This window comes from Pseudomonas sp. PDM01 (assembly GCF_014852325.1).
Taxonomy (GTDB): domain Bacteria; phylum Pseudomonadota; class Gammaproteobacteria; order Pseudomonadales; family Pseudomonadaceae; genus Aquipseudomonas; species Aquipseudomonas migulae.
Map to the genome: position 1 here is coordinate 313,363 of NZ_JACVBK010000002.1, position 11,395 is coordinate 324,757.

The 11,395-nt window shown below is 61.5% G+C and carries 9 protein-coding genes; 1 reads left to right on the top strand and 8 read right to left on the bottom strand.

The window, feature by feature from the left end:
* Positions 1-22: 22 nt before the first annotated feature.
* The gene (locus IB246_RS05980) at positions 23-1,999 is read left to right on the top strand and encodes a methyl-accepting chemotaxis protein (protein ID WP_008030537.1); all 1,977 of its coding nucleotides are present in this window, start codon (positions 23-25) and stop codon (positions 1,997-1,999) included.
* A gap of 137 nt (positions 2,000-2,136) precedes the next feature.
* On the opposite strand, the gene IB246_RS05985 is transcribed toward IB246_RS05980, so the two are convergent.
* From IB246_RS05985 to IB246_RS06020, 8 genes are read right to left on the bottom strand one after another with little or no spacing between them, the layout of a single operon-like run.
* Complete coding sequence (locus IB246_RS05985; protein ID WP_008037985.1) at positions 2,137-3,582, bottom strand: vWA domain-containing protein; 1,446 nt, start codon at positions 3,580-3,582, stop codon at positions 2,137-2,139.
* 56 nt (positions 3,583-3,638) lie between these two features.
* Entirely contained in the window at positions 3,639-4,145 is a 507-nt protein-coding gene (locus IB246_RS05990; RefSeq protein WP_008030533.1) for a hypothetical protein, read from the bottom strand.
* A 4-nt stretch (positions 4,146-4,149) separates the two neighbouring features.
* Positions 4,150-4,881 carry a hypothetical protein gene (locus IB246_RS05995; RefSeq protein ID WP_008037967.1) on the bottom strand — a complete coding sequence of 244 codons (732 nt, stop codon included), beginning with the start codon at positions 4,879-4,881 and terminating at the stop codon, positions 4,150-4,152.
* Positions 4,882-4,915: 34 nt separating this feature from the next.
* The gene (locus IB246_RS06000) at positions 4,916-6,460 is read right to left on the bottom strand and encodes an SUMF1/EgtB/PvdO family nonheme iron enzyme (protein ID WP_008037965.1); all 1,545 of its coding nucleotides are present in this window, start codon (positions 6,458-6,460) and stop codon (positions 4,916-4,918) included.
* The gene (locus tag IB246_RS06005; protein WP_008030528.1) at positions 6,450-7,673 is read right to left on the bottom strand and encodes an ABC transporter permease; all 1,224 of its coding nucleotides are present in this window, start codon (positions 7,671-7,673) and stop codon (positions 6,450-6,452) included. Before IB246_RS06005 ends, IB246_RS06000 begins: the two co-directional genes overlap by 11 nt.
* Positions 7,657-8,358 carry an ABC transporter ATP-binding protein gene (locus IB246_RS06010; protein WP_008030527.1) on the bottom strand — a complete coding sequence of 234 codons (702 nt, stop codon included), beginning with the start codon at positions 8,356-8,358 and terminating at the stop codon, positions 7,657-7,659. The genes IB246_RS06005 and IB246_RS06010 overlap by 17 nt, the downstream gene beginning before the upstream one ends.
* A 10-nt stretch (positions 8,359-8,368) precedes the next feature.
* Positions 8,369-10,360 carry a vWA domain-containing protein gene (locus IB246_RS06015; RefSeq protein WP_008037963.1) on the bottom strand — a complete coding sequence of 664 codons (1,992 nt, stop codon included), beginning with the start codon at positions 10,358-10,360 and terminating at the stop codon, positions 8,369-8,371.
* Positions 10,360-11,394 (bottom strand): hypothetical protein, encoded by a 1,035-nt coding sequence (locus IB246_RS06020; protein WP_008037961.1) that lies wholly within the window; start codon positions 11,392-11,394, stop codon positions 10,360-10,362. Before IB246_RS06020 ends, IB246_RS06015 begins: the two co-directional genes overlap by 1 nt.
* Between the last annotated feature and the right edge of the window lies 1 nt (position 11,395).

Below are 11,395 nucleotides of genomic sequence, written 5' to 3' on the forward strand. Positions count from 1 at the left end.
GATCGCTCGGCCAGGAGCTGTCATGTCTCAACCTCGTGCCCGGATCGCTTCACAGCTTGGCCTTGCGCTCGCCATTATCCTGGCGATTGTCATCAGCGGCAGTACCCTGTTTGCCCTGCGTTCACTGGACACGGCCAACCTCGCCACCCGCGAAGAGCACCTGGCCAGTGAGGCGCGGTTGCTGGCCGACCAGTTGAGTACGTTTCACGGCACATTGCGTGAAAGTACCCTGCGCCTTGCGGGGTTGTTCGAAAAGCGTTTCAGTGGCGGGCTGAGCGTGCACCCGGATGCGCCGGTGAACGTGGCGGGCACCCAGACTCCGGGCCTGCAACTGGGCGGCGAAGTGCTCAATAACAACTTCAAGGAAGTGGACGAGTTCAAGCAGATGACCGCCGGCGTGGCCACGGTGTTCGTGCGCAGCGGCGAGGACTTCATTCGGGTCAGTACCAACGTCACCAAACAGGATGGCAGTCGTGCCATTGGCACTGTTCTCGATCATGCGAACCCGGCTTACGCCCGTTTGATGGCGGGGCAAAGTTTCGTCGGACGGTCTTTGCTTTTTGAACGCTACTACATGTCGCAGTACACCCCGGTACGCGACAGCGGCGGCAAGGTCATTGCGGTGCTGTATGTCGGTTTCGACTACACCGACGCGCAGAAAGCCCAGTTCGAAAACCTCAAGCGATTCCGCATCGGCAAGACCGGTTCCCTGGCGTTGCTCGACGAGCAGAACAAATGGCTGGTACCGATCGCCGGCGTGGAAGCGCTGGATAAAGCCGTTCCAGCCATCACCGCCCTGGCGAAAACCCCGAGCGAGGGCGGTTTCTGGAGCGACACGTCCGAAGACTTCTACAGTGTTTCCGTGCCGTTCCAGGACGGCCCGTGGTCGGTCGTGGCGAGCATGCCGCAAGACGAAATCAGCGCGGTGACCTGGAGTGTCGGCATTCAACTGGCGATTGGCAGCCTGCTGGCGATGTTGATCGCGGTCGGCTCGGCAGTCTGGCTGCTGCGCAGCAAACTCGCGCCGCTGGGTGATCTGGTGCGTCAGGCCGAAGCCCTGGGGGCCGGCGACCTGAGCGTGCGTCTGGACGTGTCGAGCAACGACGAGATCGGTCAGCTGGCCCGTGCCTTCAACCAGATGAGCCAGGCGTTGTCGACGATGGTCGAGCACATCCGCCGGGCCTCGCAAGAGGTCAACAGCCGTGCCCAGGCCTTGTCCGGTTTGTCTGGCGGTGCCTATGAAGGCATGGAGCAGCAGTCCGGCGAAATCACCAGCATGGCCGGCGCCGTGGAAGAATTCAGCGCCACCTCGTTGAACATTGCCGACAACATGGGCAGCACTCAGCGTCTGGCGCAGGAAAACGCACAGCAAACCCAGATCGGTCGTACATCGATGGGTGAAGCGTCCTCGTCCCTGGAGCAAATCGCTGGCGCGCTGAACAGCACTGCCACGGTGATCAACACCTTGGGCCAGCGTTCTCAGGAAATCGGTGGCATTGTCGGGGTGATCACCTCGATTGCCGAGCAAACCAACTTGCTGGCGCTCAACGCGGCCATCGAAGCGGCGCGTGCCGGTGAGCAGGGCCGTGGTTTTGCGGTGGTGGCCGATGAGGTGCGCAACCTGGCTTCACGCACTCGCCAGGCCACCGACGAAATTTCCGGGATGATTCAGAGCATCCAGCAGGAAACCGGCAATGCCATCAGCACCATGGAACAGGGCAAAGTCTTGATGCAGGAAGGCTTGTCGCGTAACGCCAACGTCGCCTCGGCACTGGCGCGGATCGATGAGCAAAGCCGTTCCGCCGGTGAGCAGTTCGCCGCGATCACCACCGCGACCCAGGAACAGAGCAGCACCGCGACGCTGCTCAGCAGCAACCTGCAAAGCATTGCGCTGGCGAACAGCGAGCAGCGGGAAGTGGTGTCGAACCTGGCGGTGACCGCCAAAGAGCTGGAGAGCCTGGCGGCGGAATTGCGCCAAGAGGTTGACCGGTTTCGTTGAGTCGCCTCTGAAATCGCCTTCGCGGGCAAGCCTCGCTCCTACAGGGTTTGAGTCGATCGCAATTAAGTGAACGACACCGAACCTGTAGGAGCGAGGCTTGCCCGCGAAGGCTACACCGCAATATTCAGATCTGCCAATCAATCACACTTGGCGTTGCTCGACACTTCCTTGGTTGCGAGTTTCAACTGCTTGGCCAGTTCTGCCGCGTTGGTGCTGTTGTAAACCCGGCCACCGGTGTTTTCAGCAATGCAGCGTGACGGGCCACCGGCACCGATTTTCACCACGTTGACCCGCAGGCGTGGTTGTTCCCTGGCGATTTGGCGAGACACCGCGCAAGCGTCTTTCTGGCAACCGTCCTCACCGTCGACGAACATCACGATCACGGCATCGTTATTACGCCCGTCAACGGTGCTTGCCGCGTAAGCCAGGCTGTCGGCCAGCGGTGTACCGTCATTGGGAACCAGCCCTCGAATCCCGTTGATCAGCCGTGGCCGGTCGCCAAACTTGAACACGCCCTGGTCCGGTGTGCGTTCGCAGCCGGCGAAGGTAATGAGGCGCGTGTCGATCTTCGGGTCAAGCCCGTTGATCATGCCGGCCAGCGAGTCCTTGGCGACGTCCATGCGGCTGGGTTTGGCGAAGATCTGCATGGTGCGGTTCGCGTCCAGGTACTTGTTGAGCTCGTTGCCGAAGAACCAGTCCTCATCGGCTTTTACGGACTTGATGTTCAAATCCATCGAACCCGAGGTATCGAGCACCACCACGAACTGCGGGATCTCTGCGTTTGGCGCTTTTTTGCGGCACGCGAAGTTGTCCAGCGTCGGTGCCGGCGGCGGCGGCGGCGGTGGTGGCGGCGGGGCGGCCACCACAGGTTTTGGCGGCGGGACCGGTTTGGGGGCGGGCACTGGTTCTGGCTCTGGAACCGGTACGGGTTCCGGTTTTGGTTCCACTACAGGCTCCGGCTCCACTACCGGCTCGGGGACAGGCTCAACCGGTTTCTCGATCGGTGTCACCACCGGGGCGACCGGTTCGACCGGGACAACTTTTTCCCGGTGCATAAACCACCAGTAAGCCCAGAGCGCCAGGAGCAACAACAGCAGCGCCAGCAATGCCGCGGCGATCCACCATCCACGGCGCGAAGGCGCCACGGCGGCCACCGGAGCCAGCGGCACCACTGGCGGCACCACCGGTTTTGGCGGGCGCTGGTTCCAGCGCACCACCAACGGCTCACCGTTGAGGCTGTAGAGTTTGTCCAGCTCGGGAGCGCCGAGCAGGCTGCGCAGGTCATCCGCTTCCGTGGGCTGACCGCGTTTTTGCAGTTCGTCCGCCAACTGTCCAAGGGACGTCTGACGCACTTCATAGGTTTCCAGCAATCGCCGTTGAGCGTCCTCGTTGAGGTCGGCATAGGGCGTGGGTTGGCCACCCAGTTCGGTCCACCATTCCAGCACCTCGCCGCTGCCCATTCGCGGGATGGCGAAGAGGCTGGAGACGGTCGGCGGAAAGTGTTTCTGGATGAGGGCGACTTTGGCTTGCAGCGCACTCATCCCCTCTGGTGTGGCTTGCGCATCCCTGATGACCCGCTGCATGACGTCGATTCCTGAAAAGGCTGCAGGCCTCCGGCGGGAGGCCTGCGGGTGAAAAGTTACTCTTCGTAACCGAGGCTGAATTGCAGTTGATTGACCTTTTTCTGCAGCGCCTTCAGTTGTTCCTGCTTGGCGGCCAGGGCCGCCTTTGAAGGCTTGGCCACCGGTGCAGTCTGCGAGTCCTTGAGCTGCTGTTCGAGCCCGGCGATCTGCTTTTGCACCTGGCTTTCATTGCCATGGCGCGCCTTCAGTGAGGTCAGCAACTTGCCCAGCGACTGGTTCAGTTCAGCCTGGGATTTCTGCTGGCTGGCCAAATCGGTTTTGGTGCTGAGCTGCTGGGCCTGAATGTTCTCGTACACCTGACGGAACATCGCGTTTTGCTGGCGGGACTCGGCCAGGGCCTGTTCCTTTTGTTTGACCTGATCGCTGTAACCACCAGAGTAGTCGCAGTTCATCTTGGTCAGCATGCTGCTGTCGCGATTGGTCGCATCGCATTCGCCCGGCTGGGTCGCGCAACCGCTCAAGGCGAGGACGGCGGTCAGGACCGCCAGTTGTCGTAACGTCATGTGCTTAACCCAGAGTGATTGCGGAGCGCTGGCTGTAGAGACCGTCGACTTCCTTCTGCAAGGCAGCGACTTTCTCGTTCATTTTCAGAATGCTTACATCCACCTGCTTCATCTCGGCGCTGGAGCCTTGGGCGCGTTCGGCATCGGCCACTTTGCTGTACTCGGTGACTTTTTTGCGCATGTTGCTGAGGTCTTTGCGCAAGATTGCGATGTTGTTGTCGATCTCGGCGATTTGCGTCTGGGCTTTGGTCTTGTCGACCTTTTTGCTGGCGATGTCCTGTTTGATCTTGGCGATACGCGCCTGGTCATCCTTGATCACTTGCTGAGCGGTCTCGGTGCGGGCAATCACATTGCGCGTGTCTTGCTCGACTTCGCTGTTCATCTTCGCCAGACGGGTGGAGGTGTCGGCGTATTCGCTGCGACGTTGATCCAGATAATAGTTCGCGCCCATGGCCACGCCACACGCGGTAATACCGGCGGCGATGGCGCAGACCGCCTTGTTGCTGCTGTTGGACAGCGCGCAACCGAGGATGCCGACACCGGCGCCGACGGCGCAGGCCTGGTAACCGGACTTGCTGAAGAACTCCGCGTCATTGCCCTGGGTCAGGCGCGGGTCTGCGCCGTCGCTGCCGCCGAGCATCGAACTGCCGGTGTTGGCGCAACCAGTCAGCAACAGGCTGCCGGCAACGACGAATGCGATCTGTAGTTTGAAGCGAGTCCAAAGGCTGCGCGACATGGTGAAACTCCTCGATGACGGTGTTGACGTGTTGTTATTGAGTGACGGTCTTGCAGCTGGTCAGCCAGGCGTCAGTGTCGATCTTCTGTTTTTGCAGGAAGGTCTTCTGATTCGCCCAGTGCGTGCGCAAGTAGGGTTTGAGGTCCTGAAGCTGTTTGTTGCGAGTAATGATTTCTTCCATCACCGGAACCTGTGCCTCGAGCAGCGGCTGACCGTACAACGTCGCCGACTCCACCAGGCTGCTGGCGTAGTAACGGCTGAGTTTGTGCAGGCGATCCTTCTGCTCGTCGAGCTTGCCCTTGCGCATGTCGCAACTGGCGTCTTTTTCGGCGGCTTCGCAATTGAGCTTGTAGTTTTTCTGCAGGAAATCCACGTACTGGCCGTCGTCGAGCATCTTGGTGCACAGGAACGCACCGAGATTGAGGCTGGCGCGAATCGCCTGGTCGCGGGTTTCTTCCTGCTGCTGGTTGCTGGCGCGCAGCTGGTTTTCCAGGGCCTGGAGCTTTTCCTTGAGCGCTTTGTCTTCAACGCCCGAGGCCAGCGTATTCAGCGACTGAACCGTGCCTTTGTCGGCGGATTCGGTTTCCTTGCTGCCGGTGCCGAGTTTCTTCCAGCTGTTTTCGATACTGGCCACGCGTTCGCGAGAGGTCAGGGTCGGCGAGACCAATACCAGGCGCAGGCCGGTGGTCTTGTTTTTTACCTGGCCTTCGGCGTTGTAGTACGGCTCTTCCTTGCGCAACGCGGTGCGCAGGTCGGCCTGGGCGGTCAGGTAATTGCCGCCGCGCACGACGTAGCCACCGGCCTGGCCATGCTGGCGGTCGAGTTTGTTCAGGCGAAACGGCTCGAACATCATTTCGTCAACGTTGCCGAGCATGTCGTGAAGGCCCAGCGGATTGGGCTTTTGCAGGCCGGACAACTGCAGTTTGCCGTTAGACGATTGCGCCCCGGCGAACCACTCGTAAGCGTTGATGCCGTCGGGCATCGGGTAGCGTGTATCGCGGAATTCCGCCGCACCGACTTCCAGGCCACCGCGCGCGGCGAACTCCCACTCGACTTCCGTCGGCAAACGCAGGAAGCCCAAGGCGCCGTCTTCTTTCGGCAGCTTGCCGGCGGCGTTCTTGCGCAGCCACAGGTTGTACTTGTCAGCCGCTTCGACGGCTTGCACCCAGCTCACGGCCACTTGCGGCAGGCGCATCTTGGTTGCTGCGGTGGGGCAGGTTTCATCGGTCAGGGCGGCGTACTGCAACTGACTCATCTCGTACTTGGCCATCAGGTAGTAGCGGGATTTGTCGTTCTTGGCGCCGGTGAAACTGCCGGCGATAAACGTCGGTCGAGTCTGTTCGACATAGCCGTATTCCGCGCCGTCCTGACCGATGTTGATCGGGTAGTCGTCGAGCGGGCCGGTGACCGGAATGAACACCTTGCGAAACACCATCGAGCCTTCGCACGGCATCGGCAAAACGACGTCGCTGGCTTCGGGCATCGGGTTGTAATACTTCTCTTCCCAGCCCGCCGCCGAAGCGTCGAGCAAGTAGCCCAGGCTCAGGGGCAACAGCAAGCCAAAACGTTTATAGCTCACGCAGACTCTCCGCAGGTTGGATGCTGATGGCGCGCACGGCGCCGATCACGGCCACCAGTGTAGCGACCAGAAAGGTCAGAAGCAGGGCGGCGAGGCCATGCCAGAGTGTGATGTGGCAGACAAAGGTGCCGGTGGCCTGGCTGCTGCCGAGCAAGTAGTCGAACAGATGACTGCCGACAGCGTAAAAACCCAATCCGCCGAGGTAGCCGGCCAGGCTCAGCAACAGCGCTTGCACGACCACGAAACCGGCGACCGCCGTGCGCTTGAACCCCAGCAGGCGCAGGACCGCGAGGCTTTTGCGCTTGCGGTCGATGTTGGCCAGGAACGCGCCGACCATCGACGCCACACAGCCAATCAATGCCGCCAGGGCAATAACACCGAAGATCAGCCCCAGCACATGGTTGATGGCTTTGACGTTGTCGATGTCGGCCAGTCGGCTCGACGTTTCGATGTGTTGTTCGTTGAGCCAGCGCTCCAGCGGCGCCACTTGATCGATGTCGTGTGCATACACGCGAGCGCGGGCATACAGCGGTTGCAGATCACCCAGAGGCTTGCCGGTGGTGATGCCGAACGCACTGACCTGATAGCCATCGCGAAAGCGCTCCAGGTCCAGCAGCAACGGCGGGGCGACAAACCCGGCGGCGCGGCCGAAACGGGCACCATCGAGAATCGCCAGCACGCTCAGCGACATCTCGCCGCGCTCATTCACGCCTTCCAGACGGCGCAGCACGCGCAGTTGCACGCGATCGCCGACCTTGGCCTGCAAGCGTTGCGCGGCGCGGGCACTGAGGATCACTTGATCGCCGGTGGGGTTGAGTTCCGGCAGGTTCAGTTGCGGGTCGCCGGGTTCGGTGGCGATGATTTCCGCGCCTTCGACGAAGCGTTGCATGCCGATCAGCAAATCCGCCTGGGTGTTGAGCGAACGGGTCTGGCCGAGGGCAAAACCGGTCTCGGGACGCTGGCGCAGACGCTCGATCCAGGCACTGTCGTAGTTGCCGTTGCTGAGCATCTTCACTTCAAGGTTGCGCGGGTCGCGCAGCAGTTCGTCCTGCAACTGGCTGACCACCCCGTGCTTGAGGCCGAACAGCAACAGCAACGGCGCGATCACCGCCACCAATGACGCGGCGATGCACAGCGACACCTTGCGGTCGTGCCACAGGTCTTGCAGGGCCAGGGTGCCCAGCAGGCGCAGTCGGTCAGTCCATCGGTTCAAACAGAGTCTCTCCCTGGCGGCTGATAGCGCCGAGTCGCGGCAAGCCGAAATCCTTCAACAAGGCCCAGTCATGGGATACCACGAGCGCACTCAGGCCCATGCTCGACACCAGGCTCAGCAGCAATTCAAACAGGCGCCGGGCGCTGTGCGGGTCGAGCGCGGCGGTCGGTTCGTCCGCCAACAGCAGCAGCGGTTCATGGGCAATGGCGCGAACGCAGGCCACGCGCTGGCGTTCGCCGATCGACAGTGCCTGCGGCTTTTTATCCAGCAGTCCTTGCAGACGCAATACCTCAACCGCGTGGTCGATGTGCGCGCTGTGTGCCGACATGCCGAGCAAACGGCGCGGCAGGCTGATGTTGTCGCGCACGCTCAGAAACGGCAGCAGGCCGCCACTTTGCAAAATGAACCCCAGATGCCGCGAACGTACCGCCGCCAAAGCCGGTTGATCATCCGTGGCCAGCAATCGGGCGATGTCCTGATCCTGCGTTGCGCCCAGGCGAAAGCGCTCAAGCTCGACCGGTGCCAGCAGCAGGCCGATGGCCTCAAGCAATGTGCTTTTGCCGCTGCCGCTCTCGCCGGTGATGGCGAGGATTTCCCCGCCGCCGATCTGCAAGTGCGGCAGGCGCACGTGATGGGCCAGCGCGCCTTCACCACGGCGCACCAGCAGGTTCCTGATATCGAGCATGGGCGTCTCGTTAAGGCATCATTTCCAGAGGCACCGGGTACACGTTGTCCCGCGCATCGCTGTCCTTGGCCAACGCCACCCAACGGTCGACGTCAGCGTTGTAACGCTGGTAGTGCCGCAGTTTGGTGTTGAGCGTACGGATGAATTTCTCCTGCGCCAGACCGTCCCAGCTCTTCCAGGTCTCTTCATCCAGGTTCAGCACTTCGCTCTGGTACGGCAGGTCTTCGATGTACTCGCCGAGCACGCCCATGTCCGCCAGTTTGGCGTTGTTGTTCTGCTTGAGCTGGTTCGGATCGGCGCCCATGGTCGCGGCCACCGAGCGCAGGCGGTCGAACATTTCCGTCGGCGAAATCAAGCCTTCGTTGGCAGCGTCGAGAATTTTCTTCATCACGTCGCTCAAGTCGCTGAGCTGTGACTTGGTCAGCAACACCCGCACGTCGGTGGTGGGGATGTTCTGCTTGATCAGGTCACGGTCGGTGATCCACGCCTTGAACACCGGCGGGGACTTGCTGTTGTTCTTCTCGCCCAGATAGGCCAGTTGCATGGCGTGGCCGATCAGCGCGGCGTCCTCGAGCATTTTCTTCTCGGCCGGGTCCTGCTTGGCGTTCGCCGCGCTGCCGATGGCGTCTTCGCCCATGTAGGCGGCTTTCACCTGTGTAGTGATCGCGGTGGCCAGTGCGTCGACCTTGCGCCCGAACTCCTGCACATCACCTGCATTCACCGGGTAGTACAGCGAGGTGTTGGTGCCTGGGTAAGTCGACAGGTTCTGGTACTGCGCCTCGGCCTTGGCGTGATCCTTGACCCCGGCCGGGGTTTTCAAGTGCAGGGTGTAAATCGCCACGCCTGGGTTGGCAGCCTCAATACGCACCTGTGCAGCGCTCAAACCGGTTTTCGACAGTTTGTCGTCACCTTCGATTGCGCCCGCGTCGGTGATCAACACCACGTAGCGCGCACCGAATTGGCTCCAGTCGACCTTGTCGATGCTCTCCATGACGCCGGCAAAGGCATCCTCATCGAAGCTGCTGCTCGACACTTTGGCCTGTTTGAGGTCGGCGATCTTGGCGAAAAAGTCGGCGCTGTCTTTCACCTTGGTAGGGTCGGCGTACATCTTGGTGGTGTATTCGAGGCCCGGCACCGCCTGGGTATTGGAACGGAAAGCCACCATGCCGAACTTGACCTGCTTGCCGAGGTTCTGCGATTCGATCTGCTGATAAACCTTGCGGATCGCTTCGCGGGTACGGTCGATGTATGGGTCCATCGAAATCGTCGAGTCGATGACAAACACCACTGCCGCGCTGAATTCCTTCAGTTGGCTGGCCGCTTTGTCCTCAGCTTCCTTGCCCCCGGCCGCGCTGTTGGCAGCACCGCCCTTGGGGTCTTTTTCGTCGGGCTTGCTGACCGATGCGACATTGAGCAGGCGCGTGCGGAAACCGGCTTCGGTCATGACTTCTTCGCCGCTGAGCACGGGCAACAGGTAGAACTGCTTTTGCAGGTCGACGAAGTATTCAGGTTCTTCGGCCAGCACGCCGGGTGCTTGCTTGCCCTTTTTCAACGTGGCGCGCAGCGGGGCGACTTTGCTCACCGGGTCCGGTGCATTGAGAATGCCTTCGACCGTGGTGCGTTCCTTGAAGAACAGCAGCCGGTCGCGGTTGGCCGGGTTGGTGAAGGCCAGGGTCAGCTGCATTTTCCAGTCGGTGGTGCAGCTTGCAGGCAGCCAGCCAATGGTTTTGCCATAACTGTCGGGGCCGACTTTCAGCCATTCGGCGTTCGCCGCCTGGGCGCGCTCGTACACGTAGAAACGGCTGAACACCGGTTGCGCCTCGCCTGCCGCACCGCCCGCCGTCGGGCTGATCTTGCAGCCCGGGGTGGTCAGCACGCGTTGGAACAAGGTCTTTTTACCGGCCTGGATCAGCGGTTTGTCATCAGCCTGGGACAACGGGCTGATGCACAGCGCCAACAGCGCGGCGCTGCTCAGCAGGAAACGACTCACGGGTGAACGCATCACTTCTGCAACTCCTCGAAACGCTGCTTGGCTTCGGCGTTGTTCGGGTCCTGGGTGAGGATCGTTTCGTACCAGTAGGCCGCGGTGGCGTTATCCGCTACCGGGAAGCACTCGCTGGCCTTCAGGTATTTCGGGTCGTATTCGCGGGCATAGGCGTTGGCGATCAGCGCGTCACCGGCCTGGGCACGGTTGGCGTACAGGCGCTGGGCGACACCGCAGTGTTTGCCGGCCTTGGCTTCGTTGATGATTTCCAGCAGCTTGGCGCTGTCGGGTGCCGCCTTGATGCAGGTCTGGACGAAGGTCAGCTCGGGCAGACTGTTCATGCTTTCCAGCGTGCAGGCTTGTGCGTCGGCACCGGCCGGTGCGGCGGCCGCGACCGTCGGGGCAGGCGCCGGCGTGCGTTTGTAGAACCAGAACCCGGCCGCTGCTGCCAGCAGCAATACCAGCACAAGCGCGAGGCCGAGCAGGCCTTTGTTGCTCTTCTTCACCGGTGGCGGAGCAGGCGTGTATTCGCGTTCGTTGGGCACCGATTCCAGTTCGATTTCTGGCTCGGCGGTGGGCAAGATCAATTCCGGCAGTTCCGGGATTTCCGGGATTTCCGGGATCTCGGGTGCCGCTGGCGCTGGCGCGGTCAAATCTGCGCCGCCATACGTCGAGCGCGTCTGACCACCCGCCGTGGACGGCAACAGCCCGACGCCTGGCCGGACCACGCCTTTGTCGGCATGCCCCAGGCTCTGCTCGCGCAGTTCGATCTGGAATTGCGAGTTGGCGCTGCCTTCCAGCAACGGGTCGACCACTTCCGGGCCGACCTGGGCTTCAAGAGCTTCGCCACTGGCGGCGACAGTGAAGCGCGAAACCTTGAACCAGAACGGGTTGTTGCTCCAGGCCTGTTGGTCCTGGAGGTAGAAACCGTCCTGGTTACGCTGAATGGAAAATTCCAGCTGTTCTTCGCCACCCTGCCATTTCTTCACAGTAAGGCAGGCCCGGCCAGGCACATTGGGCTCTAAGGCGAGCAGGTCGACACGAATTGGCATT

Coding starts and splice junctions, on each gene's coding strand:
- IB246_RS06010 (WP_008030527.1), bottom strand. CDS start 8,358: ATGCTCGATATCAGGAACCTGCTGGTGCGCCGTGGTGAAGGCGCGCTG.
- IB246_RS05985 (WP_008037985.1), bottom strand. CDS start 3,582: ATGCAGCGGGTCATCAGGGATGCGCAAGCCACACCAGAGGGGATGAGT.
- IB246_RS06020 (WP_008037961.1), bottom strand. CDS start 11,394: ATGCCAATTCGTGTCGACCTGCTCGCCTTAGAGCCCAATGTGCCTGGC.
- IB246_RS05990 (WP_008030533.1), bottom strand. CDS start 4,145: ATGACGTTACGACAACTGGCGGTCCTGACCGCCGTCCTCGCCTTGAGC.
- IB246_RS05980 (WP_008030537.1), top strand. CDS start 23: ATGTCTCAACCTCGTGCCCGGATCGCTTCACAGCTTGGCCTTGCGCTC.
- IB246_RS05995 (WP_008037967.1), bottom strand. CDS start 4,881: ATGTCGCGCAGCCTTTGGACTCGCTTCAAACTACAGATCGCATTCGTC.
- IB246_RS06015 (WP_008037963.1), bottom strand. CDS start 10,360: ATGCGTTCACCCGTGAGTCGTTTCCTGCTGAGCAGCGCCGCGCTGTTG.